This is a genomic window from Frankia sp. AiPs1 (assembly GCF_023716945.1).
GTDB lineage: Bacteria > Actinomycetota > Actinomycetes > Frankiales > Frankiaceae > Frankia.
Map to the genome: position 1 here is coordinate 1 of NZ_JAMQQF010000078.1, position 18,190 is coordinate 18,190.

27 protein-coding genes are annotated in these 18,190 nt (G+C 69.7%); 25 read left to right on the forward strand and 2 right to left on the reverse strand.

Annotated elements, in window-relative coordinates:
- The first annotated feature begins 82 nt into the window (after nucleotides 1-82).
- The 24 genes from rplP (at nucleotide 83) to truA (ending at nucleotide 14,653) form a co-directional block, all read left to right on the forward strand.
- Nucleotides 83-499 carry a 50S ribosomal protein L16 gene (gene rplP, locus ND748_RS10490; protein ID WP_251745486.1) on the forward strand — a complete coding sequence of 139 codons (417 nt, stop codon included), beginning with the start codon at nucleotides 83-85 and terminating at the stop codon, nucleotides 497-499.
- On the forward strand, nucleotides 496-765 hold the full coding sequence (rpmC, locus tag ND748_RS10495; protein WP_374215888.1) for a 50S ribosomal protein L29: 270 nt from the start codon (nucleotides 496-498) through the stop codon (nucleotides 763-765). The genes rplP and rpmC overlap by 4 nt, the downstream gene beginning before the upstream one ends.
- 5 nt (nucleotides 766-770) lie before the next feature.
- Nucleotides 771-1,079 carry a 30S ribosomal protein S17 gene (gene rpsQ, locus ND748_RS10500; protein ID WP_251745503.1) on the forward strand — a complete coding sequence of 103 codons (309 nt, stop codon included), beginning with the start codon at nucleotides 771-773 and terminating at the stop codon, nucleotides 1,077-1,079.
- Nucleotides 1,080-1,186: 107 nt separating this feature from the next.
- Entirely contained in the window at nucleotides 1,187-1,555 is a 369-nt protein-coding gene (gene rplN, locus ND748_RS10505; protein ID WP_009740518.1) for a 50S ribosomal protein L14, read from the forward strand.
- Between the two features lie 2 nt (nucleotides 1,556-1,557).
- Complete coding sequence (gene rplX, locus ND748_RS10510; RefSeq protein WP_251745488.1) at nucleotides 1,558-1,884, forward strand: 50S ribosomal protein L24; 327 nt, start codon at nucleotides 1,558-1,560, stop codon at nucleotides 1,882-1,884.
- 38 nt (nucleotides 1,885-1,922) lie between these two features.
- Nucleotides 1,923-2,507, forward strand: a complete 585-nt coding sequence (rplE, locus tag ND748_RS10515) for a 50S ribosomal protein L5 (protein WP_251745489.1) — start codon at nucleotides 1,923-1,925, stop codon at nucleotides 2,505-2,507.
- A 3-nt stretch (nucleotides 2,508-2,510) separates the two neighbouring features.
- A complete protein-coding gene (locus tag ND748_RS10520) occupies nucleotides 2,511-2,696 on the forward strand; it encodes a type Z 30S ribosomal protein S14 (protein ID WP_011602308.1) in 186 nt (61 codons plus the stop codon).
- Between the two features lie 165 nt (nucleotides 2,697-2,861).
- A complete protein-coding gene (gene rpsH, locus ND748_RS10525) occupies nucleotides 2,862-3,272 on the forward strand; it encodes a 30S ribosomal protein S8 (protein ID WP_251745490.1) in 411 nt (136 codons plus the stop codon).
- A gap of 12 nt (nucleotides 3,273-3,284) precedes the next feature.
- On the forward strand, nucleotides 3,285-3,821 hold the full coding sequence (rplF, locus tag ND748_RS10530) for a 50S ribosomal protein L6 (protein WP_251745491.1): 537 nt from the start codon (nucleotides 3,285-3,287) through the stop codon (nucleotides 3,819-3,821).
- A 10-nt stretch (nucleotides 3,822-3,831) separates the two neighbouring features.
- The gene (gene rplR / locus ND748_RS10535; RefSeq protein ID WP_251745492.1) at nucleotides 3,832-4,206 is read left to right on the forward strand and encodes a 50S ribosomal protein L18; all 375 of its coding nucleotides are present in this window, start codon (nucleotides 3,832-3,834) and stop codon (nucleotides 4,204-4,206) included.
- A 53-nt stretch (nucleotides 4,207-4,259) separates the two neighbouring features.
- Nucleotides 4,260-4,868 carry a 30S ribosomal protein S5 gene (gene rpsE / locus ND748_RS10540; protein WP_251745493.1) on the forward strand — a complete coding sequence of 203 codons (609 nt, stop codon included), beginning with the start codon at nucleotides 4,260-4,262 and terminating at the stop codon, nucleotides 4,866-4,868.
- Entirely contained in the window at nucleotides 4,868-5,053 is a 186-nt protein-coding gene (rpmD, locus tag ND748_RS10545) for a 50S ribosomal protein L30 (protein ID WP_011602312.1), read from the forward strand. Before rpsE ends, rpmD begins: the two co-directional genes overlap by 1 nt.
- A 2-nt stretch (nucleotides 5,054-5,055) precedes the next feature.
- The gene (gene rplO / locus ND748_RS10550; protein ID WP_251745494.1) at nucleotides 5,056-5,571 is read left to right on the forward strand and encodes a 50S ribosomal protein L15; all 516 of its coding nucleotides are present in this window, start codon (nucleotides 5,056-5,058) and stop codon (nucleotides 5,569-5,571) included.
- Between the two features lie 254 nt (nucleotides 5,572-5,825).
- On the forward strand, nucleotides 5,826-7,118 hold the full coding sequence (secY, locus tag ND748_RS10555; protein ID WP_011602314.1) for a preprotein translocase subunit SecY: 1,293 nt from the start codon (nucleotides 5,826-5,828) through the stop codon (nucleotides 7,116-7,118).
- Entirely contained in the window at nucleotides 7,118-7,771 is a 654-nt protein-coding gene (locus ND748_RS10560; RefSeq protein WP_251745495.1) for an adenylate kinase, read from the forward strand. The genes secY and ND748_RS10560 overlap by 1 nt, the downstream gene beginning before the upstream one ends.
- A gap of 136 nt (nucleotides 7,772-7,907) precedes the next feature.
- The gene (map, locus tag ND748_RS10565) at nucleotides 7,908-8,753 is read left to right on the forward strand and encodes a type I methionyl aminopeptidase (RefSeq protein WP_251745496.1); all 846 of its coding nucleotides are present in this window, start codon (nucleotides 7,908-7,910) and stop codon (nucleotides 8,751-8,753) included.
- A 253-nt stretch (nucleotides 8,754-9,006) separates the two neighbouring features.
- Nucleotides 9,007-9,228, forward strand: a complete 222-nt coding sequence (gene infA / locus ND748_RS10570) for a translation initiation factor IF-1 (protein ID WP_006541558.1) — start codon at nucleotides 9,007-9,009, stop codon at nucleotides 9,226-9,228.
- Between the two features lie 78 nt (nucleotides 9,229-9,306).
- Complete coding sequence (gene rpmJ / locus ND748_RS10575) at nucleotides 9,307-9,420, forward strand: 50S ribosomal protein L36 (RefSeq protein WP_251745497.1); 114 nt, start codon at nucleotides 9,307-9,309, stop codon at nucleotides 9,418-9,420.
- A gap of 207 nt (nucleotides 9,421-9,627) precedes the next feature.
- Nucleotides 9,628-10,008 carry a 30S ribosomal protein S13 gene (rpsM, locus tag ND748_RS10580; RefSeq protein WP_009740504.1) on the forward strand — a complete coding sequence of 127 codons (381 nt, stop codon included), beginning with the start codon at nucleotides 9,628-9,630 and terminating at the stop codon, nucleotides 10,006-10,008.
- 81 nt (nucleotides 10,009-10,089) lie between these two features.
- Entirely contained in the window at nucleotides 10,090-10,494 is a 405-nt protein-coding gene (gene rpsK, locus ND748_RS10585; protein ID WP_011435061.1) for a 30S ribosomal protein S11, read from the forward strand.
- Between the two features lie 95 nt (nucleotides 10,495-10,589).
- The gene (rpsD, locus tag ND748_RS10590; RefSeq protein ID WP_011602317.1) at nucleotides 10,590-11,219 is read left to right on the forward strand and encodes a 30S ribosomal protein S4; all 630 of its coding nucleotides are present in this window, start codon (nucleotides 10,590-10,592) and stop codon (nucleotides 11,217-11,219) included.
- Nucleotides 11,220-11,490: 271 nt separating this feature from the next.
- Nucleotides 11,491-12,540, forward strand: a complete 1,050-nt coding sequence (locus ND748_RS10595) for a DNA-directed RNA polymerase subunit alpha (RefSeq protein ID WP_251745498.1) — start codon at nucleotides 11,491-11,493, stop codon at nucleotides 12,538-12,540.
- 117 nt (nucleotides 12,541-12,657) lie between these two features.
- A complete protein-coding gene (rplQ, locus tag ND748_RS10600) occupies nucleotides 12,658-13,272 on the forward strand; it encodes a 50S ribosomal protein L17 (RefSeq protein ID WP_251745499.1) in 615 nt (204 codons plus the stop codon).
- 220 nt (nucleotides 13,273-13,492) lie between these two features.
- Nucleotides 13,493-14,653 (forward strand): tRNA pseudouridine(38-40) synthase TruA, encoded by a 1,161-nt coding sequence (truA, locus tag ND748_RS35005; RefSeq protein WP_374215889.1) that lies wholly within the window; start codon nucleotides 13,493-13,495, stop codon nucleotides 14,651-14,653.
- Nucleotides 14,654-14,820: 167 nt separating this feature from the next.
- Here truA and ND748_RS10610 read toward each other — a convergent pair whose 3' ends face one another.
- Nucleotides 14,821-15,582, reverse strand: coding sequence for a 3-hydroxyacyl-CoA dehydrogenase (locus ND748_RS10610; RefSeq protein WP_251745500.1), 762 nt, complete (start codon nucleotides 15,580-15,582; stop codon nucleotides 14,821-14,823).
- 455 nt (nucleotides 15,583-16,037) lie between these two features.
- On the opposite strand from ND748_RS10610, the gene ND748_RS10615 reads away from it, so the two are divergent.
- Nucleotides 16,038-16,985: an aldo/keto reductase gene (locus ND748_RS10615; protein ID WP_251745501.1), complete on the forward strand. Its 948-nt coding sequence runs from the start codon at nucleotides 16,038-16,040 to the stop codon at nucleotides 16,983-16,985.
- Nucleotides 16,986-17,024: 39 nt separating this feature from the next.
- Here ND748_RS10615 and ND748_RS10620 read toward each other — a convergent pair whose 3' ends face one another.
- Complete coding sequence (locus ND748_RS10620) at nucleotides 17,025-17,699, reverse strand: ester cyclase (RefSeq protein WP_251745502.1); 675 nt, start codon at nucleotides 17,697-17,699, stop codon at nucleotides 17,025-17,027.
- Nucleotides 17,700-18,190: the final 491 nt, after the last annotated feature.

Genomic DNA, 18,190 nt, shown 5'->3' on the forward strand with positions numbered 1-18,190 from the left:
CGCCGCCGCCGCGCCCGAGGCGGCCGCCACGCCGACCGCCCCCGCGACGACGGGCACCGCGGAGAAGGCGGAGGAATAGATCATGTTGATTCCCCGGAAGGTCGCGCACCGCAAGCAGCACCACCCCGGGCGGACCGGTGCGGCCAAGGGCGGAACCCGCGTCACATTTGGCGAGTACGGGATCCAGGCCCTGGAGTCGGCCTACGTGACGAACCGGCAGATCGAGTCGGCGCGTATCGCGATGACCCGCCACATCCGCCGTGGTGGCAAGGTGTGGATCAACATCTACCCGGACCGGCCGCTGACCAAGAAGCCCGCCGAGACCCGGATGGGTTCCGGCAAGGGCTCGCCCGAGTGGTGGGTCGCGAACGTCAAGCCGGGCCGGGTGTTGTTCGAGCTGTCCGGAGTCGCGGAGCCCGTGGCCAAGGAGGCGATGCGGCGCGCGATCCACAAGCTGCCGATGAAGTGCCGTTTCGTGGTTCGTGAAGGTGGTGCGTGATGGCTGTCGCTACCGCGGACGAGCTGCGGAGCCTGTCGGGCGACGAGCTCGTCGACAAGCTCCGGGAGGCCAAGGAGGAGCTGTTCAACCTCCGGTTCCAGGCGGCGACCGGGCAGCTTTCCAACAACCGGCGGCTGCGGGCCGTTCGGCGTGACATCGCCAAGATCTACACGGTGATGCGCGAACGGGAGCTGGGTATATCCGGCGATCCGGCGCTGGTCGCCGGCACGGCGGACGATGACGCGACGCAGTCGGAACGGGCGTGAGGGCAGTGGCAGACGAGACGGCCTCCCAGGAGGCCTCGCAGAACACCGAGGTGGCGGTCACGGACCGCGGCTTCCGCAAGGTCCGCGAGGGCCTCGTGGTCAGCGACAAGATGACCAAGACCGTCGTGGTCGCGGTCGAGGACCGCGTGCAGCACCCGCTGTACGGCAAGACGATCCGCCGGACGAAGAAGGTCAAGGCGCACGACGAGCACGGCACCACCGGTGTCGGCGACCGCGTGCTGCTGATGGAGACCCGGCCGTTGTCGGCCACCAAGCGGTGGCGGGTCGTGCAGGTCCTGGAGAAGGCCAAATAGTTTCGGGGCGAGGCAGCCCTTGGGGGCGAGGTGGCCCCCGGCGCCCGGGTGACCGGGTCCGATGCAGTACCGGTTGATCAGCGGTACCGGGTGATCAGGAGCGGAAAGTGATTCAGCAGGAGTCGCGACTTCGGGTCGCCGACAACACCGGAGCGCGGGAGATTCTCTGCATCCGAGTGCTTGGCGGCTCTGGGCGTCGTTACGCAGGGATCGGCGACATCATCGTCGGCACGGTCAAGGATGCCCTGCCCGGCGCCGGCGTGAAGCGCGGCGACGTGGTCAAGGCGGTCGTGGTGCGCACCACCAAGGAGCGTCGGCGACCGGACGGCTCCTACATCCGTTTCGACGAGAACGCGGCGGTGCTCATCCGGGACGGTGGTGACCCCCGGGGCACCCGCATCTTCGGGCCGGTCGGCCGGGAGCTGCGCGACAAGAAGTTCATGAAGATCATCTCGCTGGCGCCGGAGGTGCTGTGACCGTGGCCACTTTGAAGATCAAGAAGGGTGACACGGTCCAGATCATCACCGGCAAGGACCGCGGCCTGAAGGGGAAGGTCATCCGGGCCTACCCCGAGCTGAACAAGGTCCTCGTCGAGGGCGCGAACCGGATCACCCGGCACACCCGCGCCGAGCAGAGCGCGCGTGGCTCGCAGTCCGGTGGGATCGTCACCCAGGAGGCGCCGATCCACGTGAGCAACGTGATGATCGTCGACCCGTCGGACGGACGGCCCACCAGGATCGGGTACCGCATCAACGACGACGGCACCAAGGTCCGCATCTCCCGGCGCACCGGCGCCGAGCTGTAGGCCGAGCGAGCAGTCGAGCAGTTGGGAATCGAGATCAAATGACTGTGACCACCGAAGACCGGACCACCGGTGCTCGCCCGGTCCCACGGCTCAAGCAGCGGTACCGCGACGAGATCGCCCCGACGCTGCGGGAGGAGTTCTCCTACCGCAACGTCATGCAGATCCCCGGCGTCGTGAAGGTCGTCGTCAACATGGGCGTCGGCGACGCCGCCCGGGACGCGAAGCTCATCGACGGCGCCGTGCGCGACCTGGCCGCGATCACCGGCCAGAAGCCGGCCGTGCGGCGGGCGAAGAAGTCCATCGCCCAGTTCAAGCTGCGTGAGGGCATGCCGATCGGGGCGAAGGTGACCCTGCGCGGCGACCGGATGTGGGAGTTCCTCGACCGCCTGGTCTCCATCGCGCTGCCGCGTATCCGTGACTTCCGCGGGTTGTCGCCGAAGCAGTTCGACGGCGCGGGCAACTACACGTTCGGCGTCATCGAGCAGTCGATCTTCCACGAGATCGACATCGACCGGATCGACCGGGTTCGCGGCATGGACATCACGGTCGTCACCACCGCGACCACCGACGACGAGGGCCGGGCGCTCCTGCGGGCGCTGGGCTTCCCCTTCCGGGAGAACTAGAAGATGGCCAAGAAGGCACTGATCGAGAAGTCGAACCGTAAGCCGAAGTACGCGGTGCGCGGGTACACACGCTGCCAGCGTTGCGGCCGCTCCCGCTCGGTGTACCGGGTCTTCGGACTCTGCCGGGTCTGCCTGCGGCAGATGGCGCACCGCGGCGAGCTGCCCGGCATCACCAAGAGCTCCTGGTAAACGCGGGAGCTCCTGGGTAGACGCGGGAGTTTCCCGGCACATGCGGGAGCTTCCAGATAGACCGCTTCACCTCCGCACCTCCCCCGATCGCGGCAGGCCCACACGACGGCTGCCGGGGACGATCCCCGGCACCGGCGGGAACCGCCGCGAGAAAGGCGTCAAGCCATGACGATGACCGACCCGATTGCGGACATGCTCACGCGTGTCCGCAACGCCAGCCGGGCTTACCACGACAATGTGGTGATGCCGCATAGCAAGATCAAGACACATATCGCCGAGATCCTCCAGCAGGAGGGCTACATCTCCAGCTGGCACGTCGACGACGCGACCCTGGCTGGCGGCGTGGGCCACACCCTGGTCATCGATCTGAAGTACGGCCCGAACCGCGAGCGTTCGATCGCGGGGATCAAGCGCATCAGCAAGCCGGGCCTGCGGGTCTACGCCAAGGCAACGAACCTCCCCAAGGTGCTCGGGGGACTGGGCGTTGCCATCATCTCCACCTCGTCGGGGCTGCTGACCGACAAGCAGGCGGGCAAGCGGGGCGTGGGCGGGGAAGTCCTCGCCTACGTCTGGTAAGGAAGGCGAGCGATGTCTCGGATCGGGCGCCTGCCCATTCCCGTCCCCAGCGGTGTCGACATCACCGTCGAGGGGGCGACCGTTACCGTCAAGGGGCCCAAGGGCACCCTTAGCCACGTCGTGGTCGAGCCGATCGGGGTCAACCGGGAGGAGGGTCAGCTCTTGGTGACCCGCCCGGATGACGAACGTCGGTCCCGCTCGCTGCACGGCCTGACCCGCACCCTGGTCTCCAACATGGTCACCGGCGTCACCGCCGGGTACTCCAAGACCCTGGAGATCGTCGGCGTCGGTTACCGCGTCCAGGCGAAGGGCTCCGACCTGGAGTTCGCGCTCGGCTACAGCCACCCCGTCCCGGTCAAGGCCCCCGAGGGCATCCGCTTCGAGGTGCAGACCCCGACCCGCTTCGTCGTCCACGGGATCGACAAGCAGTTGGTCGGCGAGGTCTCCGCGAAGATCCGCGGATTGCGCAAGCCCGACCCGTACAAGGGCAAGGGCGTGCGCTACCAGGGCGAGGTCGTCCGCCGCAAGGTCGGGAAGACCGGGAAGTAGGAGATAGATCATGGCAGTGAGCCTCGGCGCCAGCGCGCGTCGGCGGACCGCGAAGCTCCGTCGGCATGTCCGCGTGCGCAAGAAGGTGGCGGGCACCCAGTCCCGTCCCCGGCTCGTCGTCACCCGGTCCTCGCGGCACATCTACGCCCAGGTCATCGACGACGTCGCCGGCCGCACGCTTGCCTCGGCGTCCACCCTGGACGTCACCCTGCGCAGCGGCGAGGGCGACAAGTCGGCCCAGGCCCGCAAGGTCGGCGAACTGGTCGCCCAGCGGGCGAAGGCGGCCGGGATCGACGCGGTCGTGTTCGACCGTGGCGGCCGGACCTACGCCGGTCGGATCGCCGCGCTCGCGGATGCGGCGCGGGAAAGCGGGCTGGACTTCTGATGACCGCCCAGCCGCAAGCCACCCAGTTCAGCCAGCACAGGGAGATGTTGTAGATGCCAGGCCAGCAGCGCCGCGGCGGCGGGACCGGCGGCTCGGACCGTCGGGAACGCCGGGACCGGTCGGGCGGCGGCCCGGCCCAGGAGAAGAACGCCTACGTCGAGCGGGTCGTCGCGATCAACCGCGTCGCCAAGGTCGTCAAGGGTGGTCGTCGCTTCAGCTTCACGGCCCTCGTCGTGGTCGGTGACGCCGACGGGACCGTCGGCGTCGGCTACGGCAAGGCCAAGGAAGTCCCCGCCGCCATTGCCAAGGGCGTCGAGGAGGCCAAGAAGCACTTCTTCAAGGTGCCCCGGATCGGCTCGACGATCCCGCACCCGGTGCAGGGTGAGGAGGCGGCGGGCGTCGTCCTGCTCAAGCCGGCCTCGCCCGGTACCGGTGTGATCGCCGGCGGTCCGGTGCGCGCCGTGCTGGAGTGCGCCGGCGTGCACGACGTACTGTCGAAGTCGCTCGGCTCGTCGAACCCGATCAACATCGTGCACGCGACGGTGGCCGCCCTGCGCGGTCTCATGCGGCCCGAGGAGATCGCGGCCCGACGCGGCCTGCCGCTCGAGGACGTCGCCCCGCCGGCCATGCTGCGCGCCCGCGCGGCCGGGGCCGGTGTGTGATGGCCAAGCTGCGCATCACGCAGATCCGTTCGGGGATCGGCGGCACCCACAACCAGCGGGCCACGCTGCGGACCCTCGGCCTGCGAAAGATCAACGCCACGACCGTCCGTGACGACCGTCCCGAGGTCCGCGGGATGATCAGGACTGTGACCCATCTTGTTCGGGTCGAGGAGGTGGACTCCTAGCCATGGCCGAACTGACCAAGACCGCCGAAGGTGAGACCGCCAAGGGCGACGCCGGCTCGGCGCAGACCGAGCGTGGCCGCGGCCTGAAGGTGCATCACCTGCGTCCGGCGCCCGGCGCCCACCGCAGCCGAATCCGCGTCGGTCGCGGTGAGGGCTCCAAGGGCAAGACGGCCGGCCGTGGCACCAAGGGCTCCAAGGCCCGCAAGCAGGTGCCCGCCCGGTTCGAGGGTGGCCAGATGCCGCTGCACATGCGGCTGCCCAAGCTCAAGGGCTTCAGCAACCCGGCCCGGGTGGAATACCAGGTGGTGAACCTGTCCGCGCTGGCCGAGCTGTTCCCCGAGGGCGGCGAGGTGGCCAAGGCCGACCTCGTGGCCAAGGGGGCCGTGCGCGCCAAGCTGCCGGTGAAGGTGCTGGGCAACGGCGACATCGACGTCGCGCTGCACGTCAGCGCCGACGCGTTCTCGGCATCCGCGCGGGAGAAGATCGCGGCTGCCGGCGGGAGCGTCACCCAGAGTTGAGACCTCGGGCGAGGGACGGCCCACGGCCGTCCCTCGCCCTGCTTGTCCGGGCATCCCACGCAAACGGCCGGCGCGCACCGGCATCAGACTGGTTCTTCCCGGCCACCACTGCTTACTGGGCGTGATGTCCGGACGAGTGGACCGGGTGTCCTGTTACAGTCGCCTAACCGACGTCGGCCGCCGGCCGCCGTGGGCGCTCCGCACCGGGCAGGTTGTCCACTCCCCGTCGGTCCGCAATCCCAGCAGGAGGAGCCGTGCTCACCGCCTTCACGCGGGCATTCCGCACTCCTGACCTGCGCAAAAAGCTGCTGTTCACCGTCGGGATCGTGGTGCTGTTCCGGTTCGGCAGCGTCATGCCGTCGCCCGGCGTCTCAACCCGCGCGGTCAACACCTGCCTCAACAGCGCGAGCGCCGACAGCAGCAACGTCTACTCGCTGATCAACTTGTTCAGCGGCGGCGCACTGCTGCAGCTCTCCATCTTCGCGCTGGGCATCATGCCCTACATCACCTCGAGCATCATCATCCAGTTGCTCGTCGTCGTGATCCCCCGCCTCGAGCAGCTCAAGAAGGAAGGCAGCTCGGGCGAGCAGAAGCTCACCCAGTACACCCGGTACCTGACGATCGCGCTCGGCGTCCTGCAGGCGACCGGCATCGTGGCGCTGGCCCGCAGCGGACGGCTCTTCCCGAGCTGCTCGGCCGCCATCATCCCGGACACGAGCCTGTTCCGGGTCGCGACGATCGTCATCACGATGACCGCCGGTACCTCGGTCATCATGTGGATGGGCGAGCTGATCACGGCGCGTGGCGTCGGCAACGGGATGTCTCTGCTGATCTTCACCTCGATCGCGGCGCGACTTCCCTCCGAGGGCAGCCGGATCCTCCAGGTCGCCGGTGGCGTGGTGTTCAGCCTGGTGATTCTGCTGGGGCTCGCGATCATGGTCTTTGTGGTGTTCGTCGAGCAGTCCCAGCGACGGATCCCGGTCCAGTACGCGAAGCGGCTGATCGGCCGGCGGATGTACGGGGGCACCTCGACCTATCTGCCGATCAAGGTCAACCAGGCCGGGATCATCCCCGTCATCTTCGCCTCCTCCCTGCTCCAGCTCCCGCAGCTGGCCGGGCAGGTGTGGAGCAACCAGGGCTTTCAGGACTTCGAGCAGAGGTATCTCTCTCGTGGGGACCATCCGCTCTACCTCGTGACGTACTTCGCACTCATCATCGCCTTCACCTACTTCTATGTTGCGATCACCTTCAACCCAACGGAGGTCGCGGACAACATGAAGAAGTATGGCGGGTTCATCCCCGGGATCAGACCGGGCAACCCCACGGCGGAGTACCTCAAACACGTACTAGACCGGATCACTCTCCCCGGCTCGCTGTTCCTCGGGGTGATCACGGTCCTTCCGTTGGCGCTGTTGAACCTGACCAAGGACCAGCCGTTCCCCTTCGCGGGCACCTCGGTTCTGATCATGGTGGGGGTAGGGCTGGAAACCGTGAAGCAGATCGAAAGCCAGCTCATGCTCCGCAATTACGAAGGTTTCCTCCGGTAGTGCGCCTCGTACTGGTGGGACCGCCCGGTGCCGGAAAGGGTACGCAGGCCGCGTTCATTGCCCAGGCGCGGTCCATCCCCAAGATCTCGACTGGGGACATCTTCCGAGCGAACGTGCGACAGGGAACCGAACTGGGCGTCAAGGCCAAGACCTTCATGGATGCCGGTGATCTCGTGCCCGACGAGGTCACCATCGGGATGGTTCGCAACCGGCTCGCCGAGGACGACGCAGTCAAGGGCTTCCTGCTCGACGGGTTCCCCCGCAACGTGCCCCAGGCCGAGGTGCTCGGGGTGATGCTCGACGGGATGGGGACCCGGCTGGATGTGGTCCTTGAGCTCGTCGTCGACGACGACGAGGTGGTACGGCGGCTCTCCGGCCGGCGGACGTGCCGCGCCTGCGGTCACATCTGGCATCTCGACTTCGACCCGCCGTCGGTCGAGGGCCTGTGCGACCGGTGCGGCGGTGACCTGTTCCAGCGCGACGACGACCAGGCCGAGACCGTACGCCACCGGCTCGAGGTGTACGCGGACCAGACATCGCCGCTGGTGGCGTACTACGCCGAGAAGGGCATCCTGATCGGCATCGATGCCACCGGCCCGGTGGACAACGTCACCGATCGCGCGCTCGACGCGCTGCGGCACTACGGGGACTGAGCCGCCCGCGGCCCAGCACCCGCCCGCCCTCGGGGTGGGCGTCGGCGCTTCCGGCGATCGTCCGTGTTGCCGGTATCGGGTCACCGGTTAACATCGGGTATCGGACCAGGACACGGACACAGACCGAGGCGAGAGCGTGGCGCGACGAGAGCACGTCCAGATCAAGACCACGGCGGAGATCGCCAAGATGCGGGTGGCCGGCCTGCTCGTCGCCAAGACGCTGGCCCGGCTGCGCGAGGCGGTCGCCCCCGGGGTGACGACAGCGGACCTCGACGCGCTGGCGGAGAGCACGATCCGTGGCGACGGTGGGATCCCCTCGTTCAAGGGCTATGCCCAGCCGCCGTACCCGGCGTCGATCTGTAGTTCGGTCAATGACGAGGTCGTCCACGCGATCCCGTCGCGCAGGCGGGTGCTGCGCGAGGGCGACATCATCTCGATCGACTGCGGCGCGATCGTGGACGGCTGGCACGGGGACGCGGCGATCACCGTCCCGGTCGGTGAGGTGTCCCGGGAGGCCCTCGACCTGATCGCGGCCTGTGAGGGCTCGCTGTGGGCCGGCCTGGCCGCGGCCCAGCTCGGCGGCAAGCTCACCGACATCAGTGCCGCTGTGGAGCGCCACATCCGCCCGCACGGCTACGGCATCGTCGACCACTACGGCGGCCACGGCATCGGCACCGAGATGCACCAGCCCCCGCACGTGCTGAACTACGGCCGGCCCGGCCGCGGCATCCGCCTGGTCGAAGGGCTGGCGCTGGCGATCGAGCCGATGATCACCACGGGCTCGCCGGAGACGACTGTGCTCTCCGACGACTGGACCGTCGTGACCCAGGACGGCAGCCTCGCCGCGCACACCGAGCACTCGGTGGCGATCACTGCGCGGGGCCCCTGGGTGCTGACCGAGCCCGACGGTGGGGTCGCTCGGCTTGCCGAGCTCGGCGTCGCCTGCGGGCAGCCCGCCGACGCCCCGTCCGGTATCGGCTGAGCCTGTGTTGGCCCTTGACGGATGGGCCACGTACACTCTTCAGTTGGCGGTCTCCTCACGCCGGTGTGCTCCACCGCGTCGATAGCAGTCCTGAAACGTGGCAGTTGCGGTCGGTGGCAGTGTGGTTGGCGGTCCGTGGTCCCTCCTGGGGTCCGGGCCTCTGACCTGGGTCTTTCCGGACGGAAGTCCGGGCAGCTCGACCGGTCGCGGCCGAACCGCCGATTCAGTCGTCGACGTCAGGACAGCGGAGGACATGCCGAAGAAGGACGGGGCCATCGAGATCGAGGGCCGTGTGGTGGAGCCGCTCCCGAACGCAATGTTTCGGGTCGAGCTCCAGAACGGTCATCGCGTTCTCGCCCACATCAGCGGCAAGATGCGTCAGCACTACATCCGGATCCTGCCGGAGGACCGCGTCGTGGTCGAGCTCTCGCCCTACGACCTGTCTCGCGGCCGCATCGTCTACCGCTACAAGTAGTCGATCTCCTCCTCATCGCCCGTACCACTACTCATCGCCACGCGCGGCCCGCGGCTGCGCAGGAGGTTCGCAACAGCCGTGAAGGTCAAGCCCAGCGTCAAGAAGATGTGTGACAAGTGCAAGGTGATCCGCCGCCACGGGCGTGTCATGGTCATCTGCGACAACCTTCGTCACAAGCAGCGTCAGGGCTAAGCGGCCACTGGCGGGTGCTCCTCTCCCCGTCGTCGGGGCGCGCGTGCGCGTCCTGGCGGCCCGGGTGAGCGGGCACCGCACCCAAGCGATGCCAGGCGTCCGTCACGGACGTCTCACCCCTGGTCGGAGGCCGGGGCCCGGCCGGCACCACGCCGGTTGGGACGGCATCGCCCGAGACCTTCGGTTGCAGGAAGGAAACAGCCGTACATGGCACGCCTCTCCGGCGTTGACCTCCCCCGCGAGAAGCGGGTTGAGATCGCCCTGACCTACATCTTCGGGATCGGCCGTACCCGGTCCCGGGAGACCCTCGCCGCCACCGGGGTCAACCCGGACACCCGCGTCCGCGACCTGAGCGAGGACGAGATCGTCCGGCTGCGCGAGTGGATCGATGCGAACTACCGGGTGGAGGGCGACCTCAACCGGGAGATCAAGCAGGACATCCGCCGCAAGATGGAGATCGGCTGCTACCAGGGGCTGCGGCACCGGCGGAACCTGCCGGTCCACGGTCAGCGGACGCACACCAACGCCCGCACCCGCAAGGGCCCGCGCCGTGCCATCGCCGGTAAGAAGAAGGCCGGCAAGAAGTAGTCAGGGCGCCCGGCGGGCCACTCGGCCCGGCCTCGGACGACCACTGATCGACGACCTCGCAGACGGAGACCACACGCGAAGATGCCTCCCAAGACTCGCGCCGCCGGCGCCAAGAAGGTCCGGCGCAAGGAAAAGAAGAACGTCGCCCACGGGCACGCCCACATCAAGAGCACCTTCAACAACACGATCGTTTCGATCACCGATCCCAGTGGGAACGTGATCTCCTGGGCCTCCGCCGGCCACGTCGGCTTCAAGGGCTCCCGGAAGTCCACCCCCTTCGCCGCGCAGATGGCCGCCGAGAACGCGGCCCGCAAGGCGCAGGAGCACGGGATGCGCAAGGTCGACGTGTTCGTGAAGGGCCCCGGCTCCGGCCGGGAGACCGCGATCCGCTCGTTGCAGGCCGCCGGCCTGGAGGTCGGGGCGATTCAGGACGTCACCCCGACACCCCACAACGGTTGCCGCCCGCCGAAGCGGCGCAGGGTGTGATCGTGCGGCGTGACGACCGCGGTCGGGGTGGCGCCCCGGCCGGAGTCGTGGCGTCGCGTTCGAGTTCGCGCCAGGAGACGAGAGAGAAGGACTAGATGGCCCGTTACACCGGCGCGGACTGCAAGCGTTGCCGCCGCGAGAAGACGAAGCTGTTCCTCAAGGGCAGCAAGTGCGACACCCCGAAGTGCCCGATCGAGATCCGGCCCTACCCGCCGGGCGAGCACGGTCGGGGCCGCACCAAGGACTCCGAGTACCTGCTGCAGAAGCGCGAGAAGCAGAAGTGCGCGCGGATCTACGGCATCCTGGAGAAGCAGTTCCGGGGCTACTACGACGAGGCGAACCGGCGGGCCGGCAAGACCGGTGACGAGCTGCTGAAGATCCTCGAGTCGCGGCTCGACAACGTCGTCTACCGGGGTGGCTTCGCGCCGTCCCGCGACGCCGCCCGCCAGGCCGTCCGGCACGGCCACGTCCAGGTCAACGGGCGCAAGGTCGACATCCCGAGCTACCGGATCAGCGAGAACGACATCGTCGAGATCGCGCCGAAGGCCCGGGAGCTCACCCCGTTCATCGTCGCCCGGGAGACCGCGGGCCAGGGCCGGGCCGTCCCGGCGTGGCTGGAGTCCATCCCGAGCCAGATGCGGATCCTGGTGCACTCCCTGCCGGCCCGGCAGGTCATCGACACCCAGGTCCAGGAGCAGTTGATCGTCGAGCTCTACTCCAAGTAGGCCCAGCCGCCCCCGCCGGCGGCGGGGGCGAGCCGTCCTCCCGCCATCGAACCGGTGGCACCGTGCCCGCCGCCACCGCCGCGTGGCGGCGAGGCACACTGGAGGAGCGACAACCGGTGCCGTGCGCGCCGCCCGGGTGGTTCACCGGGTGGGCGGGCGGGCACCGGACCCGCGGGTGGGACGGACCGATGTCCCACCCGCCGGCTCCCGAACCGGGAGCCTGTCCCACACGGCGTCATATGGCGGTCGCCGTGGTCGGAAGGATCGCAAAATGCTGATCGCTCAGCGTCCCACCCTCGTCGAGGACCCGATCTCCGAGTTCCGGTCACGTTTCGTGATCGAGCCGCTGGAGCCGGGCTTCGGCTACACGCTCGGCAACTCGCTGCGCCGGACCCTGCTGTCCTCCATCCCCGGCGCCTCGGTGACCAGCATCCGCATCGACGGGGTGCTGCACGAGTTCTCCACCGTGCCCGGTGTCAAGGAAGACGTGACCGACCTGATCCTGAACCTCAAGGAACTGGTCGTCAGCTCCGACAACGACGAGCCGACGGTGATGTACCTGCGCAAGCAGGGCCCCGGCGAGGTCACGGCGGCGGACATCGCCCCGCCGGCCGGCGTCGAGGTGCACAGCCCCGAGCTGCGCCTGGCCACCCTCAACGACAAGGGCAAGCTCGAGATCGAGCTGACCGTCGAGCGGGGCCGCGGGTACGTCAGCGCGGCCCAGAACAAGCAGGCCGGCCAGGAGATCGGGCGGATTCCGATCGACTCGATCTACTCGCCGGTGCTGAAGGTGACCTACAAGGTCGAGGCGACCCGCGTCGAGCAGCGCACCGACTTCGACCGGCTCATCGTCGACGTCGAAACGAAGCCGTCGATCTCCCCGCGCGATGCGATGGCGAGTGCCGGCAAGACCCTGGTCGGCCTGTTCGGGCTGGCCCAGGAGCTCAACGCCGAGGCGGAAGGCGTGGACATCGGCCCGTCGGCCGCGGACGCGGCGCTGGCGGCCGACCTCGCGCTGCCGATCGAGGAGATGGACCTGACCGTCCGCTCCTACAACTGCCTCAAGCGCGAGGGCATCCACACGATCGGCGAGCTGGTGTCCCGCAGCGAGGCCGATCTGCTCGACATCCGCAACTTCGGGCAGAAGTCGATCGACGAGGTCAAGACGAAGCTCGGCGCGATGGGCCTGCAGCTCAAGGACTCTCCGCCCGGGTTCGACCCGCGTCAGGCCGTCGACACCTACGGCACCGACAGCTACAACCCGTCGTTCTCCGACCCGTCCGACGACGGCGCGGAGTTCGTCGAAACCGAACAGTACTGACCTTCACGAGGGCCCCCGCCCACCGGCGGGGGCCCTCGACGACCTCCGGTGGCGCACGCCGCCGTCCTACGGGCGGGCAGCCTGGCGGGACAGTGAAAGGAACGAGGAGCACTCATCATGCCCACGCCAACGAAGGGCGCCCGGCTCGGCGGCAGCCCCGCACATGAGCGGCTGCTGCTGGCCAACCTCGCCACCGCGCTGTTCGAGCACGGCGGCATCACCACCACCGAGGCCAAGGCCAAGCGGCTGCGCCCGTACGCCGAGCGGCTGGTGACCTTCGCCAAGCGCGGCGACCTGCACGCTCGGCGCCGCGTCATGCGCCACGTGCGGGACAACTCGGTGGTGCACACCCTGTTCACCGAGATCGGTCCGCGTTACGCCAACCGCGACGGTGGCTACACCCGGATCGTCAAGCTCGGCAACCGCAAGGGTGACAACGCCCCGCTGGCCCGCATCGAGCTGGTCGAGGCGCTGACCGTCGGCCAGCAGGCCGTCGGCGAGGCCGAGCGCGCCCGGGGTACCCGCTTCGCCGAGCGGCGCAAGCCGACCGGCGCGACCGCCGAGGCCGCCGAGGACCTGGCGAGCGAGTCGCCGACTGCCGCCGCCGTGGCCGCGCAGTCCGCCGACGAGCCGGCCCCCGCCGAGGAGACGCTCACCGCCCAGGCGGCCGAGACGTCGGCGGCCACCGTCGACCTGACGGACGACGACGGTTCGGCCGAGTCGAAGTCCTGACCACGGCGATCCCTGGTCGGGGACGCGGACTGCCGCCGCTGCCCGGGTCCCGCCAGTAGCTCCCGCAAGGCCCGCCGCCCATCATGGGCGGCGGGCCTTCGCCGTTCATGTCGCCGTGTTTCGTGTCGCCGTGTTCGTTTCATCGTCGGGGTGCCGTCGGGGTGCCGTCGGGTCCGTCGCGTCGTGCCCCACCGGCACGACGCCGTACCGGGAGAGACAGATGTCCGATGTCGTGGGATCCGGTCCGCGCCTGCCACACGCGGTGCCCGGCGCCGTGACGGACGTGACGACGAGGGCGGCGGGCCTAGTCCGGCTGCGCCTGGACATCGCCTACGACGGCACGCCGTTCGCCGGCTGGGCCCGCCAGCCCGGCCAGCGGACCGTGCAGGGCGACGTGGAGGACGCCCTCATCCGGGTCGCCCGGCTGCCGGCCGTACGCCTGACGGTGGCCGGGCGCACCGATTCCGGGGTACACGCCGCCGGGCAGGTGGCCCACGTCGACCTCCCCACGGACGTGCCGCTCGGCGGGCTCGCCCGGCGGCTCAACGGCGTCCTCGACCGGTCGGTCCGGGTCACCGGCCTCGCCCCCGCCCCGGCCGGGTTCGATGCCCGGTTCTCGGCGCTGTCCCGGCGCTACGCCTACCGCATCACCGACGCCCCGTACGGCGCCGAGCCGCTGCGACGATTCGACACGCTCGCCTGGCCGCGGCCGGTGGACGTACCGGCGATGGCCGCGGCGGCGTTGCTGCTGGTCGGCGAGCACGACTTCGCGGCCTTCTGCCGCCGGCGGGAGGGCGCGACGACCGTGCGCACCCTGCTGCGCCTCGACGTGCTGCGCCGCCCCGACGGGGTGGTCGTCGCCGACGTCGAGGCGGACGCCTTCTGCCACTCGATGGTTCGGGCGCTCGTCGGGGCGCTGCTGGCGGTGGGCGGGCCGGTCGCGCTGGCTGCCCTGGTGGTGCTCGCCGTCGCCGCTCCCGAGCCCGGCGACGGGATCACCGCGATGGATCTGGGCGGTTTCACCGGTGTCGCGCTGCTGGCCGGGCTGGTCATCCTCGCCGTCGACCGGCGGCGCGACGCGCCGCTCGCGATCGTGCTCGGCAGCGCGCCGATGGCCTGGTTCGGCCGCATCTCCTACGCGTTCTACCTGTGGCACTTCCCGGTCACCGGCACGGTCCGGGACCACTTCGGCGACAGGCTGGGGAGCCTGCCACAGGTCCTGATCGCGATCGTGCTGAGCACGGCGCTCGCCGCCGGCTCCTACTACCTGGTCGAACGCCCGGCGCAGCGGCGGCGGCCGAGGTGGGCGGCAAGTCCCGCGGTGCCCGCCCAGCGCGGCGGCCCCGCCCAGACCGTTCCCGCCCTGGGCTCGGGAAGCTAGCCGCCCCGTCGAGGGCGTCTCGTTCGCGCGGGATGGGTTCGTTGCGGTGCGCTGTGCACGGTCGCAAGCCTGCAGACCGTGCGCATCGCACCGCAGCGCACTGCGCGTACCACAGGTCCGCGGCGATCTACCTGGGTGCCATCCGATCTACCTGGGTGCCATCCGGACTACCTGGGTGCCATCCGGATCGCGCCGTCGAGGCGGATCGTCTCGCCGTTGAGCATCGGGTTGACGATGATCTGGGTGGCGAGCAGGCCGTACTCGTCGGGGGAGCCCAGCCGGGAGGGGTGCGGCACCTGCTGGCCGAGGGAGATGCGGGCCGGCTCCGGCAGGGAGGCGAGCAGGGGGGTGTCGAACAGGCCGGGGGCGATGGTGACCACCCGGATCTTCAGGTTGGCCAGGTCCCGGGCGATCGGCAGGGTCATGCCGACGATGCCGCCCTTGGAGGCGGAGTACGCCGCCTGGCCGACCTGGCCCTCGAACGCCGCCACCGAGGCGGTGTTGATGATGACGCCGCGCTCGCCCTCGGTCTCCTCGGCCTTGCTGATCCGCTCCGCCGCGAGCCGGATGACGTTGAACGAGCCGATCAGGTTCACCCGGACGACCCGCTCGAAGATCTCCAGCGGGAACGGCCCCTCCTTGCCGAGCGTCTTGGCGGCGTTGCCGATCCCCGCACAGTTGACGGCGATCCGCAGCGGGCCGAGTTCGGCGGCCGCATCCAGCGCCGCGGTGACGTCCGCGGGGGAGGTGACGTCGCCGGGGCTGAAGCGCACGGCGCTGCCGAGCTTCTCCGCGACCGCAGCCCCGTTGGAGCTGGGGAGGTCGAGCAGGACGACGCTCGCGCCGGCGTCGACGAGCCGGGTGGCGGTGGCGAGGCCGAGGCCGGATGCCCCGCCGGTCACCACTGCGACTGAATCCGCGATCTGCACGTGAGTTCCTCTCGGAAGGACGGTGGCCCGCGGGCCGGCCAGGCCGGGCGGCGGCCCGTTCGCCGGCGGGTGGGGCTCGCGACGACGGGATCGACTCAAAGTATAATCAGTAAGCTGTATTGCCTCGCCTGCTGTCGCCTCGGGGGGCGGGCAGACGGGCCGGCGGCCGGAATCCGCGATCTGGTAGTTAACCGTGATCTGGTAGTTAACTTAGTGCTCTAATGGCGGGGTGTGCACTGTGGTCACCGATCCGCCGTCGCGGCGCGCCGCGGCGGATCGCCCCCCAGCCGCAGCGGCACCCGCCGGCACGCCGTCCCGGACGGGCCGCGCGGGCTGGCAAACGAACCGTCGACCACCTGACGTACGGTCCCACATCGCCTCGTCTGGTGCCGCTGTCGGGCAAACAGCCCCGGGATCCACCGCCATCGCGCCCACGAGAGGCCTGTGATCGAGACATGGCTTACCGCACCCTCGACGACACCACGACCGGCACGTTCCGCCTGGCCGGCCACACCGTGCGCCGCCTCGGCTTCGGCGCGATGCGGATCTCCGGCGCCCGCAACGCCGAGGGGGTCCGCGACCGGGCGCAGGCCGTCGCGCTCACCCGCCGGGTGTACGAACGCGGCGTCAACCTCATCGACACCGCGAACATCTACGGCTACGGCGAGTCTGAGGAGATCATCGCCGAGGCCCTGCACCCGTATCCCGAGGACCTGCTCATCACCACGAAGGCGGGCTTCCGGCCGGGGAAGGTCGCCCCGGGGACGACGAGCCTGCCGCCGCTGGGCCGCCCCGAGCACATCCGGGCCGAATGCGACAAGAGCCTGCGCCGACTGCGGGTCGAGGCCATCGATCTTTACCAGGTGCACGTGCCCGACCCGCAGGTGCCGTACGAGGACACCGTCGGGGCCTTTCTCGACCTCCAGCGCGAGGGCAAGGTCCGCCACATCGGCGTGTCGAACGTGACGCCGGAGCAGCTCGCACTCGCCCGCTCGCTCGGCGAGGTGGTCAGCGTGCAGAACCGCTACAACGCCGGAGATCGGGCGGCGGAGGCGGTGCTGGCCGTCTGCGAGCGCGACGGACTGGCGTTCCTGCCCTGGGCGCCGGTGCTGGTCGGCGAGCGCCTCGGCCCGGTGCTCGGCACCATCGCCGCCGCGCATGACGCGGACGTCGCGCAGGTCGCACTCGCCTGGCTGCTACGCCGCTCGTCGGTGCTCCTGCCGATCCCGGGCACGTCGAAGATCCGCCATCTCGACGCCAACGTCGACGCCGGCTGGGTGGAGCTCACCGACGCGGAGGTCGCCGCCGTCGGCGCCGCGACCGCCGCGGACTCCTCTACCTCCACCTCCGCCGCCACCGCATCCACCACGACCGGAGCCCCGGCGGGCGGCTGGGGTAGCTGAGTCCCCGGCGGCGCCCGGCCGGGGCCGGTGGTGCGGTTCCTACTGGTGGGCGTGCGGGTTGGGCGCGAGCTGACCGCGGGCGAGCTGGCCCAGGAAATCGGTGTTGTCGTAGAAGTGCTGGGTATCGGTGAGGCGCAGGTCGTCGGTAACGTGGGCCACCGTCACGCCGTACATCTCAATGCGTTCGCCGGTCGGCTCGACTCCCTTGTAGGGACCGCTGAAGGTGCCCCAGTGCCGCCACTTGAATGTGATCACGGGCGGCGGTGAGTAGACCTCCAGAACCTCCCAGAAGAAGCCCCCGGGGAATGCCTCGTGGAACACGTCATGCGACGACTCGAAGGACTCTTCGGCGGCCGAGTAGTACGGGTTCTCCCCGATCAGGACGTTGTAGCTGCCCCGCTCGGCCAGCTCGGCGCTGCCCACCCTGGGCCCGCCGTTGACGCTGACCGCGACCTTGTCGGCCACCATGCTGACCCACTCGGACGGGTTCTTCTTGTGGGACAGCTCCATCTCGAAGACCTGGACGACCCGCTCCACGATGTCGGCGAGCGAACCGGGCTCGTGGTGCACGGAGCGTTCCGCCGGCATGGTCTGGTGGGACAGGTGATAGTCAGGGGGCTCTCCGTCGCGCCAGGTCACGCCCTGCGAAGCGGCGATTACTGCGTCTCGACCCTGCACGTGCAGCGGCTGAGCTGCCGCGGCGTTGTCGGTCACGCCGTCGTCCTCCGATTGTCGGAAACGCGGAATTGTGGGATCAGTGGCCGCGCGGACGTCTCGCGGCCACGCTGCGGAGAAGATTGGGGCCGGTAATCGCCCCGACCCGGGCGTCGATGACTGATCGACATCAACATCCTACATTTATGGGCGGACGGCCAGTGATAGGGCCGAAAGTCCGACCGGGCGCGGCTACCCGCGGTAATCCAGGCAGCGGCTAGCATCCTGTGTTCCGCCGGATGGTTCACCGAGGTCCACTCGTGAAGTCCGATGTATTACCTGCTCAGGCGGCTACGTCGGCATCCGCGGACAACGTGCCGAGCGGCGCCCGGCCATGCCGCGGTAGAACCAGGTGGGCACCGCGCGTGTCGAAGGTCGCCCGCGACGGCACCTTCGGCCTACCCGCGAGTCAGGTATTGCGGCGTGGCCGCGGGCGCCGCGCGGGGCCGGTCGGCCCCCCGCCGGGAGGCGGTTCGGCCCCGGCCGGGAGG

Coding starts and splice junctions, on each gene's coding strand:
- rplP (WP_251745486.1), top strand. CDS start 83: ATGTTGATTCCCCGGAAGGTCGCGCACCGCAAGCAGCACCACCCCGGG.
- rplE (WP_251745489.1), top strand. CDS start 1,923: ATGACTGTGACCACCGAAGACCGGACCACCGGTGCTCGCCCGGTCCCA.
- ND748_RS10520 (WP_011602308.1), top strand. CDS start 2,511: ATGGCCAAGAAGGCACTGATCGAGAAGTCGAACCGTAAGCCGAAGTAC.
- rpsH (WP_251745490.1), top strand. CDS start 2,862: ATGACGATGACCGACCCGATTGCGGACATGCTCACGCGTGTCCGCAAC.
- rplF (WP_251745491.1), top strand. CDS start 3,285: ATGTCTCGGATCGGGCGCCTGCCCATTCCCGTCCCCAGCGGTGTCGAC.
- rplR (WP_251745492.1), top strand. CDS start 3,832: ATGGCAGTGAGCCTCGGCGCCAGCGCGCGTCGGCGGACCGCGAAGCTC.
- rpsE (WP_251745493.1), top strand. CDS start 4,260: ATGCCAGGCCAGCAGCGCCGCGGCGGCGGGACCGGCGGCTCGGACCGT.
- rpmD (WP_011602312.1), top strand. CDS start 4,868: ATGGCCAAGCTGCGCATCACGCAGATCCGTTCGGGGATCGGCGGCACC.
- rplO (WP_251745494.1), top strand. CDS start 5,056: ATGGCCGAACTGACCAAGACCGCCGAAGGTGAGACCGCCAAGGGCGAC.
- infA (WP_006541558.1), top strand. CDS start 9,007: ATGCCGAAGAAGGACGGGGCCATCGAGATCGAGGGCCGTGTGGTGGAG.
- rpsM (WP_009740504.1), top strand. CDS start 9,628: ATGGCACGCCTCTCCGGCGTTGACCTCCCCCGCGAGAAGCGGGTTGAG.
- rpsK (WP_011435061.1), top strand. CDS start 10,090: ATGCCTCCCAAGACTCGCGCCGCCGGCGCCAAGAAGGTCCGGCGCAAG.
- rpsD (WP_011602317.1), top strand. CDS start 10,590: ATGGCCCGTTACACCGGCGCGGACTGCAAGCGTTGCCGCCGCGAGAAG.
- ND748_RS10595 (WP_251745498.1), top strand. CDS start 11,491: ATGCTGATCGCTCAGCGTCCCACCCTCGTCGAGGACCCGATCTCCGAG.
- rplQ (WP_251745499.1), top strand. CDS start 12,658: ATGCCCACGCCAACGAAGGGCGCCCGGCTCGGCGGCAGCCCCGCACAT.
- truA (WP_374215889.1), top strand. CDS start 13,493: ATGTCCGATGTCGTGGGATCCGGTCCGCGCCTGCCACACGCGGTGCCC.
- ND748_RS10615 (WP_251745501.1), top strand. CDS start 16,038: ATGGCTTACCGCACCCTCGACGACACCACGACCGGCACGTTCCGCCTG.